This window comes from Micromonospora sp. CA-246542 (assembly GCF_050942905.1).
In the GTDB taxonomy this organism is placed as follows: domain Bacteria; phylum Actinomycetota; class Actinomycetes; order Mycobacteriales; family Micromonosporaceae; genus Micromonospora.
In genome coordinates, this window is record NZ_CP192040.1 from 6,406,664 (window position 1) to 6,425,695 (window position 19,032).

The 19,032-nt window shown below is 71.5% G+C and carries 18 protein-coding genes; 9 read left to right on the forward strand and 9 right to left on the reverse strand.

Annotation, left to right across the window (positions count from 1 at the left end; translation table 11 throughout):
* Positions 1-179 precede the first annotated feature (179 nt).
* Entirely contained in the window at positions 180-2,600 is a 2,421-nt protein-coding gene (locus ACQP0N_RS29780) for a M28 family peptidase (protein WP_433115696.1), read from the forward strand.
* Positions 2,601-2,669: 69 nt separating this feature from the next.
* On the opposite strand, the gene ACQP0N_RS29785 is transcribed toward ACQP0N_RS29780, so the two are convergent.
* Positions 2,670-3,161, reverse strand: coding sequence for a hypothetical protein (locus tag ACQP0N_RS29785; protein ID WP_355053513.1), 492 nt, complete (start codon positions 3,159-3,161; stop codon positions 2,670-2,672).
* A gap of 284 nt (positions 3,162-3,445) precedes the next feature.
* Between ACQP0N_RS29785 and ACQP0N_RS29790 the strand changes: the two genes are divergently transcribed.
* Positions 3,446-5,593 (forward strand): tetratricopeptide repeat protein, encoded by a 2,148-nt coding sequence (locus tag ACQP0N_RS29790; RefSeq protein WP_433115698.1) that lies wholly within the window; start codon positions 3,446-3,448, stop codon positions 5,591-5,593.
* A gap of 4 nt (positions 5,594-5,597) precedes the next feature.
* On the opposite strand, the gene ACQP0N_RS29795 is transcribed toward ACQP0N_RS29790, so the two are convergent.
* Complete coding sequence (locus ACQP0N_RS29795; protein WP_433115700.1) at positions 5,598-6,539, reverse strand: threonine/serine dehydratase; 942 nt, start codon at positions 6,537-6,539, stop codon at positions 5,598-5,600.
* A 16-nt stretch (positions 6,540-6,555) separates the two neighbouring features.
* Positions 6,556-7,323, reverse strand: coding sequence for a 2OG-Fe(II)-dependent halogenase WelO5 family protein (locus ACQP0N_RS29800; protein WP_433115702.1), 768 nt, complete (start codon positions 7,321-7,323; stop codon positions 6,556-6,558).
* A gap of 335 nt (positions 7,324-7,658) precedes the next feature.
* Between ACQP0N_RS29800 and ACQP0N_RS29805 the strand changes: the two genes are divergently transcribed.
* The 3 genes from ACQP0N_RS29805 (at position 7,659) to ACQP0N_RS29815 (ending at position 10,407) form a co-directional block, all read left to right on the forward strand.
* Complete coding sequence (locus tag ACQP0N_RS29805) at positions 7,659-7,835, forward strand: hypothetical protein (protein WP_355053517.1); 177 nt, start codon at positions 7,659-7,661, stop codon at positions 7,833-7,835.
* Between the two features lie 73 nt (positions 7,836-7,908).
* Positions 7,909-8,724 (forward strand): hypothetical protein, encoded by an 816-nt coding sequence (locus ACQP0N_RS29810; RefSeq protein WP_433115704.1) that lies wholly within the window; start codon positions 7,909-7,911, stop codon positions 8,722-8,724.
* A 513-nt stretch (positions 8,725-9,237) separates the two neighbouring features.
* On the forward strand, positions 9,238-10,407 hold the full coding sequence (locus ACQP0N_RS29815; RefSeq protein WP_433115705.1) for a helix-turn-helix domain-containing protein: 1,170 nt from the start codon (positions 9,238-9,240) through the stop codon (positions 10,405-10,407).
* A gap of 52 nt (positions 10,408-10,459) precedes the next feature.
* Here the strand turns inward: ACQP0N_RS29815 and ACQP0N_RS29820 are convergent, their stop codons facing one another.
* Positions 10,460-10,936, reverse strand: coding sequence for a DUF4279 domain-containing protein (locus ACQP0N_RS29820; protein ID WP_433115707.1), 477 nt, complete (start codon positions 10,934-10,936; stop codon positions 10,460-10,462).
* A gap of 61 nt (positions 10,937-10,997) precedes the next feature.
* Here ACQP0N_RS29820 and ACQP0N_RS29825 point away from each other — a divergent pair, with 61 nt between their 5' ends.
* Positions 10,998-11,567, forward strand: a complete 570-nt coding sequence (locus ACQP0N_RS29825; RefSeq protein ID WP_433115709.1) for an AAA family ATPase — start codon at positions 10,998-11,000, stop codon at positions 11,565-11,567.
* A 68-nt stretch (positions 11,568-11,635) separates the two neighbouring features.
* On the opposite strand, the gene ACQP0N_RS29830 is transcribed toward ACQP0N_RS29825, so the two are convergent.
* From ACQP0N_RS29830 to ACQP0N_RS29840, 3 genes are all read right to left on the reverse strand, one after another.
* Positions 11,636-11,890 (reverse strand): Smr/MutS family protein, encoded by a 255-nt coding sequence (locus ACQP0N_RS29830; protein ID WP_088987488.1) that lies wholly within the window; start codon positions 11,888-11,890, stop codon positions 11,636-11,638.
* Between the two features lie 127 nt (positions 11,891-12,017).
* Positions 12,018-12,386, reverse strand: coding sequence for a tetratricopeptide repeat protein (locus tag ACQP0N_RS29835; RefSeq protein ID WP_234582401.1), 369 nt, complete (start codon positions 12,384-12,386; stop codon positions 12,018-12,020).
* Positions 12,387-12,474: 88 nt separating this feature from the next.
* Positions 12,475-13,245 (reverse strand): ROK family protein, encoded by a 771-nt coding sequence (locus ACQP0N_RS29840; RefSeq protein ID WP_433115711.1) that lies wholly within the window; start codon positions 13,243-13,245, stop codon positions 12,475-12,477.
* A 62-nt stretch (positions 13,246-13,307) separates the two neighbouring features.
* Here ACQP0N_RS29840 and ACQP0N_RS29845 point away from each other — a divergent pair, with 62 nt between their 5' ends.
* From ACQP0N_RS29845 to ACQP0N_RS29855, 3 genes are all read left to right on the forward strand, one after another.
* A complete protein-coding gene (locus tag ACQP0N_RS29845) occupies positions 13,308-14,945 on the forward strand; it encodes an ABC-F family ATP-binding cassette domain-containing protein (protein WP_433115713.1) in 1,638 nt (545 codons plus the stop codon).
* A gap of 38 nt (positions 14,946-14,983) precedes the next feature.
* Positions 14,984-15,292, forward strand: coding sequence for a hypothetical protein (locus tag ACQP0N_RS29850; RefSeq protein WP_425889001.1), 309 nt, complete (start codon positions 14,984-14,986; stop codon positions 15,290-15,292).
* Between the two features lie 269 nt (positions 15,293-15,561).
* Positions 15,562-16,287 carry a methyltransferase domain-containing protein gene (locus tag ACQP0N_RS29855; RefSeq protein ID WP_433115715.1) on the forward strand — a complete coding sequence of 242 codons (726 nt, stop codon included), beginning with the start codon at positions 15,562-15,564 and terminating at the stop codon, positions 16,285-16,287.
* On the opposite strand, the gene ACQP0N_RS29860 is transcribed toward ACQP0N_RS29855, so the two are convergent.
* Both ACQP0N_RS29860 and ACQP0N_RS29865 read right to left on the reverse strand, forming a co-directional pair.
* A complete protein-coding gene (locus ACQP0N_RS29860) occupies positions 16,284-17,288 on the reverse strand; it encodes a LacI family DNA-binding transcriptional regulator (RefSeq protein ID WP_433115717.1) in 1,005 nt (334 codons plus the stop codon). The genes ACQP0N_RS29855 and ACQP0N_RS29860 overlap by 4 nt on opposite strands.
* A gap of 119 nt (positions 17,289-17,407) precedes the next feature.
* On the reverse strand, positions 17,408-18,904 hold the full coding sequence (locus tag ACQP0N_RS29865) for an amino acid permease (RefSeq protein ID WP_396799856.1): 1,497 nt from the start codon (positions 18,902-18,904) through the stop codon (positions 17,408-17,410).
* Positions 18,905-19,032: the final 128 nt, after the last annotated feature.

Consider the following 19,032-nt stretch of genomic DNA (forward strand, 5'->3'; position numbering starts at 1 on the left):
CGGTCGCACACAACACGATGGCCGCGGCACGGGGCGGGGATGGGCAGGATCACTGCCGTCGGGGGAATCGCGGGGACAGAGCGGACGCGACGATCGGTGTACGCCCGGCCGTCCCCCTCCGACCCGCCGACCGGCAGGATGGGGCCACCCCCAGGCCCCACCACCTTCGAGGAGTTCGGATGGGCGCACCTCCCACCCCCGTCGCGCCGGACGTACCCCTGGCGCCACCTCCGCGCGTACCCCCGGCCGACCGCGCGCTGACCCGACCGCGACGGCGCCTCCTGGCCGCCGCGGCGGCGCTGGTCGCGCTGGCGGCCGTCGGCGCCGGCAGCCTGCTTGACCTGCGGACCCCGGCGCCACGGCCGGCGGACGCGCCGCCGGGCGAGTTCAGCGCCGCCCGGGCGTACGCGGACGTCCAGTTGATCGCGGCCCGGTCACACGTCGCCGGCAGCCCCGCCAACGAGCAGGTTCGCGCGCACATCGAGCAGAAGCTGCGCGGCCTGGGCCTGGAGACCCAGGTGCAGGACACCGTCGCGCCGGAGGCCGGCCAGCTCAGTGGGGCGGCCGGCGGCGCGACCTTCGCCCGGGTCCGCAACGTGGTGGCCCGGCTACCCGGGACGGATCCGACGGGCCGGGTGTTCCTGGTCGCCCACTACGACTCGGTGCAGACCGGACCGGGCGGCAACGACGACGCGGCCGGCACCTCGGCCATCCTCGAGGTGGCCCGCGCGTTGTCCACCGGACCACGGCCCCGCAACGACGTCGTCTTCGTGCTGACGGACGCCGAGGAGGCGTGCCTCTGCGGCGCGGCGGCGTTCGCCGCCAGCCACCCGCTCGCCGCCGACGGCGGTGTGCTGCTCAACCTGGAGGCGCGCGGTTCCACCGGTCCAGTGATCATGTTCGAGACCTCGCAGAACAACGCGAAGCTGGTGGACGTCTTCGGTCGGGCCGCACCCCACCCGGTGGGCACCTCGTTCGCGGTGGAGATCTATCGGGCGCTGCCCAACGACACCGACTTCACCGCCTTCCTCGACCAGAGGTTCGTCGGGTTGAACTCGGCCTACATCGACGGCGGCGCGATCTACCACACGCCGCTGGACACGCCGGCCGCCATGGACCGGGGCAGCCTCCAGCAGCACGGGGACAACGCGCTGGGCCTCGCCCGGGAGTTCGGCGCGGTCGACCTGACCGACCTGCGCTCCGGGCACGACGCCACCTACTTCCCACTGCCGGGCGGGTTGGCCCGCTACCCGGGCTGGCTCGTCCTGCCGCTGGCCCTGCTCGCGGTGCTCGCGGTAGCGGCGCTGGGTTGGCTGACCCGCCGCAGCGGACGCGCCAGCACCGGCCGGCTGGTCGCCGGTTTCGGCCTCACCCTCGTGCCGATCGTGGCCGCGCCGGTCGCCGCCCAACTGCTCTGGCTGGCGATCACCACGATCCGACCGGGTTACGCGGAGCTGCTCGACCCGTACCGTCCGATCTGGTACCGGCTGGCCGTGTTGGCGCTCGCCGCCGCCATCCTGTTCACCTGGTACGCGCTGACCCGCCGCCGGATCGGCCCGGCCGCGCTGGCCGTGGGCGGTCTGGCCTGGTTGGCCCTGCTCGGGGTGCTGCTCGCCGTGGCGGTACCCGGCGGGGCGTACCTGACCACCCTGCCGGCCCTGGCCGGCGCCCTCGGCGGCCTGGTCGCGCTGCGTACCCGGCAGACCGGGCCGTGGCCGGTGGTGGCGGTGACCGCCGCCGCTGCGGTCGGCGTCGTGATCCTCCTGCCCACGGTGGTACTGCTCTTCCCCGCGCTGGGGATGGCGATGGGCGGGGTGGCCGCGCTGGTCGCGGTGCTGCTCGGCCTGACCGCGCTGCCGGTGGTCGACCTGCTGCACCCGCAGGCCGGCGGGCAGCGCGGCCTGCTGGCGCTGCGGGCCCGGCGACGCGCCGCGCTGCCGGCTGTCGCCGCCGCCGTGGCGGCGGTGGTGCTCGCCGGGGTCGGGCTGGTCGTGGACCGCTTCGACGCCGCCCATCCCGCGCCCACCCACCTGATGTACGCCATGGACGCCGGCACCGGGCAGGCCCGCTGGTTGAGCCACGAGACCGACCCACAGCCGTGGACGGACGGCTACGTCGACGGGGTGGCGAGCGTGGCGGACGACTTCCCCGGCCTCGGCGACGGTGAGCTGCGGGTCGGCCCGGCCCAGGCGGCCAGCCTGCCGGCGCCGAAGCTCGACGTGCTGGCCGACACCACTGCCGGTGGGGAACGCACGCTGCGGCTGCGCCTCACTCCGCAGCGGGCGGTCCGCCTCGCCACCCTGCACGTCGACACGACGACCGCCACCGTGCTGCGCGCCGAGGTCGCCGGGCGCGCGGCGCCGGTGGAGCCGCGCGCGGGCAGGTGGGGTTTCGGGCTGGTCTTTCACGCCCCGCCGCCGGAGGGCGTCGAGGTCACGCTGACGCTGCGACCGATCGCCGCGCAGGTGGCGCTGCGGGCGATGGACGCCAGCGACGGGCTGGACGCGCTGCCCGGCTTCCGGCCCCGGCCGCCGGCCGTCGGGGTCGTGGGGTCGCACAGCTCCGAGATGCTGGCCGTCGCCCGCACATATCCAATCTGAGAACGACAAACCGGTGGTTCGGCGGCCGATGCATGTCGCCGAACCACCGGTTTGTGAATCGGGTTTCCGTCAGTTCACCGGTTCGGGTTGACCGGAGCCGATACGCCGCCACCGGTTCCCGTCGTGATCGGTGAAGGTCAACTCCACCAGAACGTTGTCGGTCGCCGCGTGCAGCCGACGCTCGGCGGCGACCGTGACGAACAGTTCCGCGCTTTTCCGGCCGTGAATGCGTCCCACTTGTTTAGCTTCCGCGAGGTCGACGGGCGGGCCGTCCGGATCCTCGGACGGCACCAGTCGCGGCAGTACCGTCACATCGAGCACCGGCGCGTCACTCTCGTTGGTCACGGTCACCCGCAGCACCGCGTTGCCCCGGATCTCGGTGACCGCGGAGACCAGCCGGGCCTGGGTGGCCCGGACCCGCATCTCGTCGACGCGACGGGCGCGGATCTCCCGGCGCAGACCGAGGTACACGAAGAGCACACTCGCGATCGAGCCGAGCGCGCCGAACCAGTCCGGCACGGAACCCCAGTCGGCCACATCGTCGTACGGCAACCAGTTCATGCGTCCATCGTGGATGCACCACGCGAACGTCGAGGACGGCGGATCGGTCCGAATGGCCGACGAATTGTAAATGGCGGTGTCGATTCCGGTCGCTCGGGTGACCTAAACGGAGAGTGTGCAACCCAGTGCGGCGGTGGATACCCTTGCGGTTGACGTAGGGCGGGTGACGACCCCTCCGAATGTCCATCCAGTGGACATGATCTCCTCTGCCACCCGCCGCGCCGCAATTTCGCCACCGAAGGGGGACCGCATTGACTGCGGACGTTCCACCCGAGGATGCGGGCGTGCGCCGGCCGGCCTACGACCGACCGAGCCGCGTCTCCGTCGATCCGCCACTCGGGCGCCTGGACAGCCCACTGCACGGCCGCGACGACCTGATCGACGAGATCATGCATCCGGCGGACACCGACGGGGAAGAGCCGTCGGTGCACATCCTGTGTGGCATGGGCGGCTCCGGCAAGAGTCACGTGGCCCTGGAGATAGCGCGTCGGGCCCGCGCGGACGGTCGTACCGTGTGGTGGGTGCAGGCCGGCCGGCTGAACTCCGGGATGCGCGAGGTGGTCAGCCAGCTCGGCGCGTCGGAGAGCCAGGTCGACCAGGCCTGGTCCGGCATGATCAGCGCCACCGACCTGGTCTGGCGCTACCTCAACCACGCCCGACAGCCGTGGCTGCTGATCTTCGACAGCGCGGACGAGCCCGCCACGCTCGGCCCCACCGACGGCGTGCTCGCCGACGGCACCGGTTGGCTGCGCAGGCCGGAAGCCGAGGACGGCATGGTCCTGGTGACCACCCGGGACGGCAACCGGGCCACCTGGGGCACCTGGTCGACCCTGCACCAGGTGCGTCCACTCGACGCCGATGCCGGGGCGCAGGTGCTCATCGACCGCGCCGGCGCGCAGGCCGGCGGCCTCGACGACGCCCGTGAACTGGCCCGTGAGCTGGGCGGGTTGCCACTGGCCCTGCGTGCGGCCGGCAACTACCTGCGCTCGGTCAACGCCAGCCCGGTCTGGCGCGGCTCCTCCACCATCACCACCTTCGCCGACTACCGCCGGGCGGTGGAACGCCGGTTCCGCGCGCCGCTCGACGCCCCCGACGTCGACCTCGACGAATCCCTCGGCCTGGAGATCGTCCGCGAGGTCGACGACATCTCCCTGGACCTGCTGGCCCGCCGCGGGCTCGAGCAGAGCCGGCCGCTGCTCAACGTGCTGGCCTGCCTGAGCATCTCCCCGGTTCCCTACGAGGTGGTCCTCAAGCCGGCCATCCTGGCCGGTTCACCCCTGTTCGAAGGGCTGACCGCCCGGCAGCGGGTGAAGGTGCTGGAGGGCATCGGCGACCTCGCCCTGGTCGACTTCGACGTCCAGGAGGACGTCACCGATCCGGCCTTCGCGCACGTGCTGTCGCTGCACCCGCTGGTGCACGCGATGTTCCGCGACCGCGACGAGGTCCGCGAGCATATCGCCGAGTACCACGGCGTGGTCATGAAGCTGCTGCTCGCCGCCACCGAGGGCCAGAATCCGGACGATCCGACCGTCTGGTCCAACTGGGACGTACTCGTGCCGCACCTGGTCGAGGCCGTGCGTGAATATCTGGCGCCGAAACACAAGCACGACCCCGAGACGGTACGCCGGGCGCTGGAACTGACCCGGCTCACCGCCCGCTACCTCATCGCCGTCGGCCTGCCCGGTTCGGCCTTCGACATCCTCGACCCGATCGTGCGCGGCTGCGCCGCGTACGACCATGACCTGGACCGGCCCGAGGTGCTGGCGCTGCGCCACGAGCTGGGCCGTACCTGGCTGGAGCGTAACCAGCCGGAGATGGCCGACCGGGTGCTGCGCGACGTGATCGCCGACCGCACCCGGGTGCTGGGCAGCGGCGACCCCGACACCCTCGCCAGCCGGCACAAGCTCGCCAAGGCGATCATGGCGCAGCGTCAGTGGCCGGAGGCCGAGTCGGAACTACGACAGATCGTCGCCGCAGAGCAACAGGTACGCGGCCCCGAGCACTGGGAGACCATGGTCGTGCGGCACAGCCTCGCGCTGGCCGTCCTCGCCCAGCACCGCGCCCCCGAGGCGGAGGAGATGCTGCACGCGGTCCTGGAGGTTCGGTACCGGCTGTGGCCGTCGAACCAGCCGGAGACGTGGCAGGCCCGGCACACGCTGGCCCGGTGCATGCAGGAGCAGGGCCGCCTCGCCGAGGCGGAGGCGGAGCTGCGGGCCACCCTGGCCACCGTGGATCCCCGGCACGCCGACCGCAGCGAGGTGCTCGCCATCCGGGCCACCCTCGCCGTGGTGCTCCTGCTCGACGGGAGGGTCGACGAGGCGATCGACGTGTACGAGCACCTGCTGGCCGACCGGCGGCGGCTGCTCGGGGACATCCACCTGGACACCCTCCAGGTGGAACATGCGCTGCGCCGCCTGCGCAACGGTGGGTGAGGAGTCAGTGGGGCGCTGACGGGCCCAGGTCACTCGGGTCGGTGTTGCCACCGCAGACGATCACCGCGACCCGCTCCCCCGCCCGGGGCACGTACGCCCCGCCGACCAGCGCGGCCAACGCGGCGGCGCCGCCCAACTCGGCGGCGACCCGCAGCTCCGACCAGAGCAGGCGACGCGCGCGGGTCAGGTCGTCGTCGCGGACCAGCACCGAGACCACGCCGGTACGACGGGCCGTGTCGAAGGCGATCTCGCCGATCCGGCGGGCGCCCAGCGAGTCCGTGGCGATACCGCCCACCTCGATGTCGACGGGCCGGCCCGCCTTCAGTGCGGTGTTCAGGGTGGGGATCTGCTCCGGCTCGACGGCGACGACACGCACCGACCCGTCGAACCAGGTGGCGATGCCCGACACCAGCCCACCGCCACCGACCGCGACCAGCACGGTGTCGACCCCGCCGAGCTGGCGTTCCAACTCCCGGCCCACGGTGCCCTGCCCGGCCACCACCTCCGGCTGGTCGTACGCGTGCACCACGAGCGCTCCGGTCTCGGCGGCCCGCTCGGAGCTGGCCGCCAACGCCTCGGCATAGTGCTGGCCCACCTGCCGTACCTGCGCGCCCAGACCGGCCAGCCGCTGAACCTTGACCGGCGAGGCGGTGACCGGCACGAAGACCTCCGCCGGCACGCCCAGCGAACGGGCCGCGTACGCGACGGCGAGGCCGTGGTTGCCCCCCGAGGCGGCGATCACCCCGGCCGACGGCAGCGGCCCCTGGAGCATCCGGTTGAACGCTCCCCGCGGCTTGAACGAACCGGTGTGCTGGTGCAGCTCCAGCTTGAGGCTGAGCAATCCGGGGACGCCCAGGTCGGCGCCGTCGACCGTGATGACCGGCGTCTCCCGGACCCGCCCCTCGACCCGCGCCGCAGCCGCCTCGACGTCGCTTCTGTCCACCATGGGGAAACGCCCTTCACTAGGACCAGAGAGCCAGTCGACCGTCGTCGGTGAGCCCGACGAAACATCCTATGGAGATTCGCCGGCCATCCGTCGCCGGACGCACCGTGTGATAGTGGCGCGGGTCGAAGAGGAATCCTTCTCCCAGCGTCGGCCGCAACGTCAACGACTGCGCGCCGTCGGCCACCGACTCCCGGTAGCCGTACCCGCCGGGAATCCGCAGGTCCTCGTCGTCCGGCTGCCACCGGCGACGCCACAGCACCGTCTCCCCGCCCCCGGGCGGCACCTGGACGTAGATGTTGAACGCCAACTGGGCCACCACCTCGCTGTCGAGCAGCCGGCCGGCATACTCCCGGACCGCGTCGTCGAAGTGCACCTGAAGGCCGGCGTTGATCTCACGGACGATGCCGACGTGCATCTGCCGGTCCTGCCGCCGCCCGGGCGACACGTCCGGCCAGGCCGCCCGGAACGCGGCCAGGCACAGCTCGCGGGGCGAGTCCGGCAGGCCCAACGTCGACCAGCCCTTGTCCGCGGCGTCGGCCGCCTCCCAGTAGTCCTCACGCAGCTCCCCACCATCGCGGTGGTCGTTGATGGCCGGGCCGAACTTGGCGACGACGGGAAACACGCGACTCTCGTCGTAGCGGTCCATCTCCGCGTCGGCGAGCGCCGTGGTGATCGCGTGGCAGCGGGCCGCCGGCAGCAGCCCCGGCACCCGGACGGCGGCGATCCGCCCGGCGACCAGACCGGCGACGTCCGCGCGGGTGATCGCTTCGGACTCGACGGCCACGAACAACGGATCGGTTCTGCTCGGTTGTCGCACGGCGGTCCTCTCGTATCGAAGATCCCTCACCGGACACGTCGCGCCCCCCGGATCCGCGCACCGTGCATCGTGCAATGTAGCGAGCACCGGCAAATCCGCCCGTCCCCATTGATCACGACGTATCAAGTGGACACTTTTGGCAGTTCCCGGGCGAGGTGGTGGACGCGCCGTTACCATCGGCCCAGCCGGGGGTACGACACCCAGAGCCGTACGGCGGATCGATTCCACCGATCGGAGAATGGTGGCGGCTCGCCGGCACGGTGGATGATGCGACTAGTTCGAATGGGACGAGGAGTTCGATTATGGCTGGCGCCGGCCCGACCGATCTTGACGCGTACGTCGACCGCCTCGAGATGGCGCGTCGAATAGCCCGGGAAATGATCGAGTCCGACCACCTCGCACTGGAGCTGGCCGTTCGCCAGCGCCCGCAGTGCTGGTCCCGACGGCCGGTCGCGCACACCTCCCGCACCGACGCCTGACCCACGGGGCCGACCCCGCGTCGGTCACTCGACCGGGACCACGAAACCCGGCGCGGACGGGCAGGATGCATCCATGCGCCGGCTCGCAACCGTTCTCTGCCTGCTGACTGTCGTCGTGCCGGGAGTAGTTGCCTGCGCGGCGCCGCAGACACGGCCCGAAGACGCCGTACCGAGCGCGTCCGCCACGTGGGGCACCTACCAGGCCGAGGTGAGCGGCGTGACGCCCGGTCCGGGTGTCCGGACGGTGACCGTGCAGGTCAAGGCGCTCGCTGGTGGCGATGGTTGCTCCCGCGACGTGCGGATCAACAACCAGACCGAGGAGAACGGCGTCATCTTTGCCGACATCGTGCAGGAATCGGCCGGGTCCGCCATCGTTGGCGCCTGCCCGACGTTCGCGCCGGCCGAGGTGACCCTCACGTCGGCGGAGCCGATCGGCGACCGCCCGCTGTCGCTCAACCAGAAGACGTGGGCGCTGAAGAACGGCGCGTACAGCCGGTGTGACGAGACCCTTGGCTGCAAGCCACCGGAGGACCGCTGCGACCCGACCTGGACGCGTGCGGCCGTACGGGGAATGGACGTGTCCCGCCACTCGCCGGGCCACGTCGAGGCCTGTGACGGCAACTGGCTGATCATGACCGTGCCGGACGACCCGACGTCGTGCGGCGTCGAGCCGCGCCCCGGGTGCGAGGTGGACACCGCCGTGCGGCGCTACTTCCTGCGTAACGAGCCGGCCGGATGGTCGACCGTCACCCGGACCACATCGGGCGGGTGCGGTGCGATCGTCAAGGCGGCACCGGCCTTCCCCCGCAAGCTCTGCGCCAAGCTGAAACCGACGGTCCGCTTCGTCACCGCGGGTCCCCCGCTCCCGACCGGTAAGCCCGGCGGCTGATGCGAGTAGTCCAGATGGGACAGGCACTGGTGGGCACCCAGAGCGCGGTGCTACCGCTGGCGGTGTGCGGCCTCCTCACGGCCAGCCTGTGACCGTGCGCGTAGTCGGCGTGAGACACGCACCCGTCGCCTGGGTGGATGCAGCTCATCAGCGCGTCCAGGCCACGAACCGCTCGTACAACTCGGCCGGCGTCACCTCGGGCAACTCCACGACGACGACGAAGAGCAGTCCACTGACGTAGATGGAAAGGCCGATGCGGTCCCGCCCGTACCGTGATCCCGTACGCGCCGAACCGCTGTGGGTAACAGGTCGCTGCTCCGGTCACGTCCAGTTGGACCTGACTCCGCCTACTCCACCAGCGCTTGAACCGCCTCCAAACTGCCACCACGCCTCCCACCGTCACTGCGCGTACGCGTCCGATACACCGTGCGGCGGTACCCTCACATCGGTCGACGGGTTGCGCGTTGCCAATGCGCACCGGCAACCTGGCAACTCCGGTGGGAGGCGCGAGACATGCCAACATTCGGCGCCCGAATGCGGACAGCGCGGGAAGCGCGCGGGCTCAGCCTGGCCGCTCTCGCAGAGCTGCTGCCTGCCGACAAGGGTCACCTCTCACGGCTTGAGAACGGCCGGCGTCGACCGGGTGAGGATCTGGCCCGCCGGATCGACGACGTCCTGGCCGCTCGTGGGGAGCTGATCGCCTGCGCCGCCCTGGACATCGCCGCCGCCTCGGACACCCGGCCGTCGGAGACCGTCGAGCTGCTACATCGAATGCACGCCAGCGACACCGCCCCCGCCACCATCGAGACGTTGCAGGCGACCGTGACCGAGCTGTGCTGCCAGTACGGGTGGCACGACGCCGGGGAACTCCGCGCCGAAGGTCAGGGTTGGCTGCGCGAGGTCGCCCGACTGCTACAGCGACCCACCGGGCTGCGGCAGCACCGCGAACTGCTGGTGTGCGCGGGCTGGCTCGCACTGCTGATCGGCTGTGTCGAATACGACCTCGGCAAACGCGCCAGCGCCGAGGCCACCCGCACTGCCGCTCGTCAGCTCGGCGAGGAAGCCGGTCACGCCGGCATCACCGGCTGGGCGTGGGAGATGACGGCGTGGTTCGCACTCACCCAGTCCCGGCACGAGGCGGTGTTGACTGCCGCCCGAGCTGGGCAGGAAGCCGCCGGCCGACAGCGGGTGGGGGTGCAACTGATCGCACAGGAAGCCAAAGCGCTGGCACGGCTCGGCGATCTCGAGGGCGCGCGGACGGCGCTCGATCGAGGTCGGCGGCTGCTCGACGACCTCGGTACGCCGGACCGGCCCGACAACCACTTCGAGGTCGATCCTGGCAAATGGCTGTTCTACGCGATGGACGCCTACCGCCTCGCCGAACATGACACTCTCGCCGAGCACTACGCCAACGAGGTTCTGCGACTCGGCACCGGGTCCGATGGCATCGAGCGGTCACCCATGCGGATTGCCGAAGCCAGACTTACTCTCGCCGCCACAGCCTTGCGCGCTGGCGAGTTGGACCGGGCCGTCGAGCAGGGGGTGGCGGCGTTCGCCGCCACTCGGCGGTCCCTGCCCTCGCTGCTGCTCGTCGCCGGCGAAGTTGACGTAGAGCTTCACCGTCGCTACCCCCACGAGCAGGCCACCGCCGAGTTCCGCGACGCGCTGAACGCGGTTCGATAGCCACATCCGCGAGCGCTGACGTCATCTCCGTCCTATCGCCAGTCCGGGCTCTTCATCCGTACAGGTACTCGTCCACGTCCAGTTCCGCCCGCGTGAGCCGGAGGAATTCCAGCACCCGGGCATTCAGGTGCCAGCCCAGCAACTGGTGTTGCCCCGTGAGTTTCTGCATGCCGTCGACGGGACCGGCCAGGTCTTCCTCCTCGCCGTCCGGGTGCTCGAACACCCGGACGACTTGCAGGACACTCGAACCGGGCACGTCATCGACGCGGTCCAGCTCGGCGGCAACTTCCCCGATCCGCTCGGCGTGGTCGAACAGGCGATCCACGATGTCCGCAATCTGTTCGTCCACGGTAAGTCCGGGCTTGCGACACACGATCTTCCACCGATGAGCGGTGGGCCGAACCGGATCGGCCTGGCGACTGCCACGAACGAGCACCTCGTCGGGCTCGATGCCCAACCGGCCGGTGATCTCGGCCGCTGACATCCGAACCGAGGACAGCGCCAAGTACGCGTACTGGGCGACGAGCATGGCGGGCAGTCTAGAGTCGCGGTAGGTACTACGCCGAAGCGGTCGAACTACCCTCATCGCCATGCCGCACCTGGACGCCGCCGATCCCCTGCCGTGCCGTCCCCGCCGCGTGCTGGTGGCCGGCACCTCGGGCGCCGGAAAGACGACCCTCGCCTCCCGCATCGCCACGTCGTTGCAAGCGCCGCACATTGAGATCGACGGCCTGTTCCACGGACCGTCCTGGACCAGACGTCCGTCCTTCGAAGACGACGTACGCCGCTTCAGCGCCGGCCCCTCCTGGGTGACCGAGTGGCAGTACAGGGCGGTACGCACCCATCTCGCCGACCTCGCCGACCTGGTGGTGTGGCTGGATCTGCCGAAGATCACCGTGATGCGCCAGGTCGTCCGGCGGACCGTCGTACGCCGCCTTCGACGCCAACAGCTCTGGAACGGCAACGTGGAGCCGCCGCTCTGGACCCTGTTCACCGACCCCGAGCACATCGTTCGCTGGGCGTGGAACACGCATCCTCAGACGGCCACACGTATCGAGGCCCTGGCGGCCCGGCGTCCGGACCTTCCCGTGGTCCACCTCCGCAGTCACGCCGCCGCCCATCGCTGGTTGCTCGGCCCGCTGAGGGAGGCTCAACCCTGAGAGTCGTGACCGTGGTCGCCGAGAACCTCGGCGCCGACGCCGAACGGGGCGGCCTCCGGCGGCTTGAGCTACTTCCAGCGGAAGTGGACGAAGAGGCGGCCGAAGTTCTTCGAGTCCTTCTCGACCCGGTGGTAGAGCTGCTTGACGTCCTTCTGGTCGAGGAACCGCAGCACCCGCTTCTTGAGCTGCCCCGACCCCTTACCCGGGATGATCTCGACGAGGGTGGCTTTCTTCGCGACCGCCTCGTCCATGATCCCGCGCAGCGCGCGGTCGATGTCCTGGCCCTTGTTGAAGATGTCGTGCAGGTCCAGCTTGAGCTTCATGCCGCAGCCCTCGGCCGGTCAGGTCCCATGTCCACCATCCTAGGCACGCCCGTCGGCCCACCCCACGGCCCGACGACGAAGGGGCGGTCCCGTGGGACCGCCCCTTCGTACACCGCCTGCTCCGAGCTCAGCGCGTGCCGCCCACGCGGGTCTCCACCCGCTGGAGCGCGATCCGGTAGTCGTCGTTTGCCGCGTACATCGCCGCGGCGATCCGCAGGTGCCGCAGCGCGTCGGTGTGCCGGTTCAGCCGCTCCAGCGTCCGACCCAGCACGTGGTGCGCGTAGTGGTCGCTCGGGTCCCGGTCGACCAGTTCCCGCAACTGCTCCTCGGCCCGGTTGAGCTGGGCCGACTGGAAGTACGCCCGGGCCAGCAACTGCCGGACGGCCGCGTTGCCGGGCTCGGCGTCCACGATCGGCTCCAGCAGTCGGGCCGCGCCGCTCGGGTCACCGGTCTCGAAGAACATGGTCGCCCGTCGGTAGTCCGCCAGGAGATCCATCTGCCCACCTCCTCGGGTCGCGCCGTCACCTGTTCCGACGCTGGCACAACACTCGGCGTTTGGCGACTGTTCCCCGGGTCGAAATAGGTCAGGTTCGGGCGTCCCGGCGGCCGACGGACAGCTCCCAGGCCCGGACCCCACCGACGATGCCCGCCGTGTTCGGCACCACCACCACGTCGTCGCCCATCCGGGCGAGTTGCTCGGGTCGGATCAGCCGCGAGTTGCCCCCGCCCAGGTAGAGCCGGTCCCATCGGAACACCGGACGCAGCCCGTCCACGACCTGCCGGATGCGGCGGGACCAGAAGGCGTCGCCGAGCCGTCGCCGCTCCGGCTCGCCCACGTACGTGTCGTAGGTGGTGCCCCAGCGCACCGGCGCGTGCGACAACTCCAGGTGTGGCGCGAGGACGCCACCGTCGAAGAGGGCGCTACCCAACCCCGTTCCCAACGTCAACACCAGTTCACAGCCGGTACCGGCCACCACACCGGCCCCATGCACCTCGGCGTCGTTGAGCACCAACGCCGGCACCCCGAACGCGTCGGCCAGCGCGCCCCGCGCGTCCCAGCCGGACCACTCGGCCAGCAGCTCCGGGTCTACCCGGGACCGGGGTCCGCTGCGGGTGACGTAGTGCGGGGTGGCCACCACGACGCCGTGCCGGATCATCCCGGGGACGCCGACGGTCAGCCGGTCGGCCGTGGGCAGTCGCCCACCGAGGTCCAGCAGGGTCCGCACGAACAGGGCGGGCGGCAGCGGGTACGGGGTCGGCACCCGCAGCGGTCGGGCGCGCATCGTGCCGGCCTCGTCGAGCACCGACGCCTTGATGCCGCCGCCACCGCAGTCGATCGCCAGTGTGGTCACCACGTCATGGAGTCTGCCCGCTCGCGGGCGTTCTCATGCGGGCGGCCCGATAGGCTGCCGTCCTGATGAGCGCCACGATGATCGTCAAGGACCTGGCCGCCGGGCACGGCGACCGCCCTCTCTTCGCCGGGTTGGACCTGGTGGTCGCCCCGGGCGACGTGGTCGGCCTGGTCGGGCCGAACGGGGCCGGGAAGTCGACGCTGCTGCGTACCCTCGCCGGGTTGTTGCCGGTCGAGGCCGGCAGCGTGCGACTCAGCCCGCCCACCGCGAGCGTCGGGCACCTGCCGCAGGAGCCGGAGCGGCGGCCGGGCGAGACGGTACGGGAGTTCCTGGCCCGCCGGACCGGGGTGACCGGCGCGCAGGCGGCGCTGGACGCCGCGACCGAGGCGTTGACGGCCGGGTCGGCGGGCGCCGACGACGCGTACGGCGACGCGCTGGAGCGCTGGCTCGCCCTCGGCGGCGCGGACCTCGACGAACGCGCCGAGCAGGTGAGCGCCGATCTGGGGCTCACGGTCGACCTGGACCACCTGATGACCGGGCTCTCCGGCGGTCAGGCGGCCCGGGCGGGGCTGGCGTCGCTGCTGCTCAGCCGGTACGACGTGTTCCTGCTTGACGAGCCGACCAACGACCTGGACCTGGCCGGGTTGGAGCGGCTGGAGGAGTTCGTCACCGGGCTGCGGGCCGGCACGGTGCTGGTCAGCCACGACCGGGAGTTCCTGACCCGAACGGTGACCCGGGTGCTGGAGCTGGACCTGCCGCAGCAGCAGGTCAACCACTACGGCGGCGGCTACGCGGCCTATCTGGAGGAGCGCGAGGTGGCGCGCCGGCACGCCCGCGCCGACTTCGAGGAGTACGCCGACACGAAGGCCGGTCTGGAGGCGCGGGCGCGCACCCAGCGGGGCTGGATGGAGAAGGGCGTGAAGAACGCCCGTCGCAAGGCCACCGACAACGACAAGATCGGCCGCAAGTTCCGGAGCGAAGCCACCGAGAAGCAGGCCGGCAAGGTCAAGCAGACCGAGCGGCTGATCGAACGGCTCGACGTGGTGGAGGAGCCCCGCAAGGAGTGGGAGCTGCGGATGGAGATCGCCGCCGCGCCCCGCGCCGGCGCGGTCGTGGCCACGCTGCGCAACGCGGTGGTACGCCGGGGAGCTTTCACCCTCGGGCCGGTCAACCTCCAGATCGACTGGGCGGACCGGGTCGCGGTTACCGGGGCGAACGGCTCCGGCAAGTCCACCCTGCTGGCCGCGCTGCTGGGGCGGCTGCCGGTGGACGAGGGCACCGCCTCGCTCGGGCCGGGAGTGGTGGTCGGTGAGGTGGACCAGGCCCGGGGGTTGTTCCTCGGCGACGCGCCGCTGATCGACGCGTTCCAGGCGGCCGTACCCCAGATGTCGCCAGCGGACGCGCGGACCCTGCTGGCCAAGTTCGGCCTGCGCGCGGGGCACGTCCCCCGACCGGCGGCGACCCTCTCGCCTGGCGAGCGCACCCGGGCGGCGCTGGCCCTGCTCCAGGGGCGTGGGGTCAACCTGCTGGTGTTGGACGAGCCCACCAACCACCTGGACCTGCCCGCCATCGAACAGCTCGAATCGGCGCTGGCCAGCTACCCCGGAACGCTGCTGCTGGTCACGCACGACCGGCGGATGCTGGCCGCCGTCGAGACCAACCGGCGGCTGCGGGTCGACGCCGGGCGGATCGCCGAGGATTGATCCGTGCCGGCGGGCCGGCGCGGGGTGAGAATAACGCCATGCTCAAGTGGGAGTACGCCCTGCTGGTCCGCCGCCGCCAGGCCGCGACCAACGACCTCGGCTGGGAGGTCGTCTTCGTCTGGTACGGCCCGGACGGCTCGATGGTCGACGTGACGCCGTACGGCGACACCGCGCTGGCCCACCTCAACCGGGCCGGCGACCAGGGCTGGGAGCTGGTTGCGATGAGCGAGGACCCGTCGCTGCCCGGCAACCACGAACTGCACCGCTACCACCTCAAGCGGCCGAAGCCGGCGGCTCCTCCGCCCCGCCAACGGATGCGCGGTGGTCGCCGGACGCTGTCGGGCTGACCGTCGACGGCCCTGGACCGGAGCACCGGCCGCGGACCCGAAGCGCGGGCCTTGGACCGGAGCGCGGACCCGGACCGGAGCGCGGACCTTGGACCGGAGGGCGGCACTCCGATGAGCGTGATGACTGTGGGGCATCAAGATGCCGCATAGTCATCACGCTCGACAGGTAGGTGCTCGGGACGCCCCGACACGCCCACCGGCAGTCGCGCGACGGCGAAACGGGAATACCGGGCGCGTAGGCGGGTAACGCGCGGCGGGAGGTGGCCCGAATGGTCGCTTTGGCACAGACTCCGCCCTCGGCCGACCGGCTGCGGTTGATCGACGAATCCCTCGCGCAGGCGTGGGCGGACCAGGTCCGGCACGACGACCGGCTCCGGGGCCTGGCCGTCGAGGTGCGGTTCGACCGAGGGGTCGCCCACCTCAGCGGAGAGGTGGCCGAGCCGGCCGACCTACGGCTGGTACGGGACCTGGTGGGACGGTTGGCCGGCGTCTACGGCGTCTGGTGCAAGGTCGGCGTCGGCGGACGCGCGCCGGTGGTGGTGGATCTCGGCTGCGGCCCGACCAAGCAGTGGTCGGGCAACCTCGGGCTGGACATCTATCCCGCGCCGGGGGTGGACGCGGTGGCGGACCTCTCCGGCTCGCTGCCGCTGGCCGACGACTCGGTGGACGTCCTGTTCGCGGTGCACATCCTGGAGCACCTGATCGACTTCCTGCCCCTGGTGGACGAGTGTCACCGGGTGCTGCGCCCGGGTGGCGTCCTGCACGTCATGAGCCCGTGGTGGGGGCACGTCAACGCGGTGGCCGACCCCACCCACGTCCGGCTGATGGACGTGCAGACCTTCAAGGGGATCTGCCAGCTCCGGCCGCCGGGCACCCCGCGCTGGTATCCGCTGCACGCCGGGTGCGACGGCGCGTCGATCTTCGCGGACCTGACGCCCCTCCCCGCCGACGCCGAGCCCGCTCCGAACTTCCACCTGGCCCGCTTCTTCGACTAGAGCCCGGTGGATTCGCGCAGTTCCAGCTGGTACGGGGCCTTGAGCGCGCGGGCGGGGGCGGCGCGGTCGCCGTCGAGGCGATTGGCGAGGAGTTCGACGGCCAGCCGGGCGATCTGCTCCTTGTCGGGAGCGACGGTGCTCAGCGTGGGGACCGAGAAACGCCCGTCCTCGATGTCGTCGAAGCCGACCACCGCCACGTCCTCGGGCACGCGCAGGCCCGCCTCGTGCAGGGCGCGCAGGGCGCCCAGGGCGAGCGTGTCGTTGAAGCAGAACACGGCGTCGGGGCGTACTCCCGTGGTGAGCAGGCCGCGCATCGCGGCCGCGCCGTCGGCGCGGTGCCAGGCCGGCGCGGACGCCACGAGGGCCTCGTCGTAGGCCAGACCGGCAGCGCGCAGCGCCTCGGTGTAGCCGGCCAGGCGGAGGCGGGCGCTGGCGCCCTCGTCGGTGCGCTGCGCGCCGATCGCCGCGATCCGGCGGCGGCCGAGCCGGATCAGGTGGTCGGTGATCTCCCGGGCGGCGGTGACGTTGTCGATCACCACGCGATCGGCGGGGCCGTGGTCGACGCGCTCGCCGAGCAGCACCATCGGGGTGCCGTCGAGGCTGGCCAGATCCTCCGCCGTGAGCGCCAGCGGGCTGAGAATGAGCCCGTCGACCAGGTGGTCGGTGATGCCGGAGGCGACGACCCGCTCCTGCTCACGCCGGCCGCCGGTCTGGTCGATGAGCACGGTCCAGCCGTACTCGGCGGCGGCGGTGACGATGTGCCGGGCGAGTTCGGCGAAGTACGGGATGTCCAGTTCCGGCACCGCCAGCGCGATCACCCCGGTCCGCCCCTTGCGCAGGTGACGGGCGGAGAGGTTGGGCCGGTAGTTCAGCTCGGCGATGGCCTCCTCGACACGGGCGCGGGTGTCCGGACGCACGTGCAGGTAGCCGTTCACCACGTTGGAGACGGTCTTCACCGAGACGCCGGCCCGCTCGGCCACGTCCTTGAGCCGGTGTCGCACCCCGCACCCTCCCCGATGTGACCCAGCGCACCATACCCCGCTCTACAACGTTGCAGAAGGGGTCCGGCACGCACGAAGGACCCCCGCGTGGCGGGGGCCCTTGTGGTGTGCCGGAGGGGTCAGGCGCTCGGCTCGCGCTGCTCCGGCGCGACGGCCGGCTCGTGGCGGGCGAGGCGGTTGCGGCGGTAGCCGTAGCCGAAGTAGATCACCGCGCCGAGCAGCATCCAGGCCAGGAACCGCAGCCAGGTCTCCACGGACAGGTTGAGCATCAGGTAGAGGCAGGCGACCGCCGAGACGATCGGCAGCACCGGCGAGAACGGCACCCGGAACGGCCGGTCCAGGTCCGGACGCTTGCGGCGCAGGATCGGTACGGCGAGCGAGACCAGTACGAACGCGCAGAGCGCGCCGATGCTGACCAGGTCGGCCAGGGCGGAGAGCGGCAGGAAGCCGGCCAGCAGCGCGACCGCCACCGTCATGATCGCCGAGATCCGGTACGGGGTGCCCCAGCGCGGGTGCACGGCCGCGATCGAGGGCGGGATGAGCCCGTCCCGGGCGATGGCGAAGCCGATCCGACCCATCGCCACCAGGTCGACCAGGATGACGCTGGTCAGACCGGCGACCGCCGCGATGGAGACGAGCGTCGCCGCCCAGCCGGCGCCCACCGACTCGAACGCCGACGCGATCGGGGCGCCCCGGTCGATCTCGGTGTACGGCACCATGCCGACGACCACCAGCGAGACGCCGATGTAGAGCACGGTGGAGATCAGCAGCGTACCGAGCAGACCCAGGGTGAGGTCCCGCTTGGGCTTGCGGGTCTCCTCGCCCAGGTTCGCGACGGCCTCGAAGCCGGTGTACGCGAAGAAGACCACCGCGGCGGCGCTGAGCACCCCGACGAAGCCGAAGACCGACGGCTCCAAACCGAACAGCGCCTGCGTCACCGGCTGCTTGATGCCGTCGTCGCCGCTGCCGGCGGGCTCGGCCGGCGGGATGAACGGGGTGAGGTTGGCGGCCTTGACGAAGAACAGACCGGCGACCACCACGAAGACGCAGATCGCCACCTTGACCAGCACCAGCAGGTTGGTGATCCGGGCGGACTCCCGGATGCCGACGATCGCGACGATGCCGAGGATCAGCACGATGGCGATCGCGCCCACGTTGACGACGCTGCCCTCCTCACCGAACCACCGGGTCGGCAGGTCGAGCAGTTCGGCCAGGTAGCCGGACCAGCCGCGGGCCACCACCGCCGCGCCGAGCGCGAACTCCAGGAGCAGGTCCCAGCCGATGATCCAGGCGACGATCTCGCCCATCGTGGCGTACGCGTAGGTGTAGGCGCTGCCGGCGGTCGGCACGCTGGACGCCAGCTCGGCGTAGCAGAGGGCGGCGAGCAGGGCCACCACGCCGGCGATCCCGAAGGAGATCACCACGCCGGGGCCGGCGCTGTCGCGGGCCTCGATGCCGGTGAGCGTGAAGATGCCGGTGCCGATCACGATGCCGATGCCGAAGCCGGTGAGGTCGAGGGCGCCGAGTCGCCTCTTGAGCCCGAGCTTGCCGTCGCTGCCGTCCGCCTCGCCCTGGGCTATGACGTCCTTGATCGGTTTGGTTCGCAGCACGGACATGCGCTCACCCCTTCACACCGCGCGACCACCACCGTGGCGGCCGGTGACCGGCGTTGCTACCCAGCGGGGCGAATGGTCAACCACGAACACTTGCGGCGGCGACGCGATTGTGAAAATTTCCTTCTGTA

Excerpts from the sequence above, each read along its gene's own strand:
- ACQP0N_RS29780 (WP_433115696.1), top strand. The coding sequence starts at position 180 with ATGGGCGCACCTCCCACCCCCGTCGCGCCGGACGTACCCCTGGCGCCA.
- ACQP0N_RS29785 (WP_355053513.1), bottom strand. The coding sequence starts at position 3,161 with ATGAACTGGTTGCCGTACGACGATGTGGCCGACTGGGGTTCCGTGCCG.
- ACQP0N_RS29795 (WP_433115700.1), bottom strand. The coding sequence starts at position 6,539 with ATGGTGGACAGAAGCGACGTCGAGGCGGCTGCGGCGCGGGTCGAGGGG.
- ACQP0N_RS29805 (WP_355053517.1), top strand. The coding sequence starts at position 7,659 with ATGGCTGGCGCCGGCCCGACCGATCTTGACGCGTACGTCGACCGCCTC.
- ACQP0N_RS29810 (WP_433115704.1), top strand. The coding sequence starts at position 7,909 with ATGCGCCGGCTCGCAACCGTTCTCTGCCTGCTGACTGTCGTCGTGCCG.
- ACQP0N_RS29815 (WP_433115705.1), top strand. The coding sequence starts at position 9,238 with ATGCCAACATTCGGCGCCCGAATGCGGACAGCGCGGGAAGCGCGCGGG.
- ACQP0N_RS29820 (WP_433115707.1), bottom strand. The coding sequence starts at position 10,936 with ATGCTCGTCGCCCAGTACGCGTACTTGGCGCTGTCCTCGGTTCGGATG.
- ACQP0N_RS29825 (WP_433115709.1), top strand. The coding sequence starts at position 10,998 with ATGCCGCACCTGGACGCCGCCGATCCCCTGCCGTGCCGTCCCCGCCGC.
- ACQP0N_RS29830 (WP_088987488.1), bottom strand. The coding sequence starts at position 11,890 with ATGAAGCTCAAGCTGGACCTGCACGACATCTTCAACAAGGGCCAGGAC.
- ACQP0N_RS29835 (WP_234582401.1), bottom strand. The coding sequence starts at position 12,386 with ATGGATCTCCTGGCGGACTACCGACGGGCGACCATGTTCTTCGAGACC.
- ACQP0N_RS29845 (WP_433115713.1), top strand. The coding sequence starts at position 13,308 with ATGAGCGCCACGATGATCGTCAAGGACCTGGCCGCCGGGCACGGCGAC.
- ACQP0N_RS29850 (WP_425889001.1), top strand. The coding sequence starts at position 14,984 with ATGCTCAAGTGGGAGTACGCCCTGCTGGTCCGCCGCCGCCAGGCCGCG.
- ACQP0N_RS29855 (WP_433115715.1), top strand. The coding sequence starts at position 15,562 with ATGGTCGCTTTGGCACAGACTCCGCCCTCGGCCGACCGGCTGCGGTTG.
- ACQP0N_RS29865 (WP_396799856.1), bottom strand. The coding sequence starts at position 18,904 with ATGTCCGTGCTGCGAACCAAACCGATCAAGGACGTCATAGCCCAGGGC.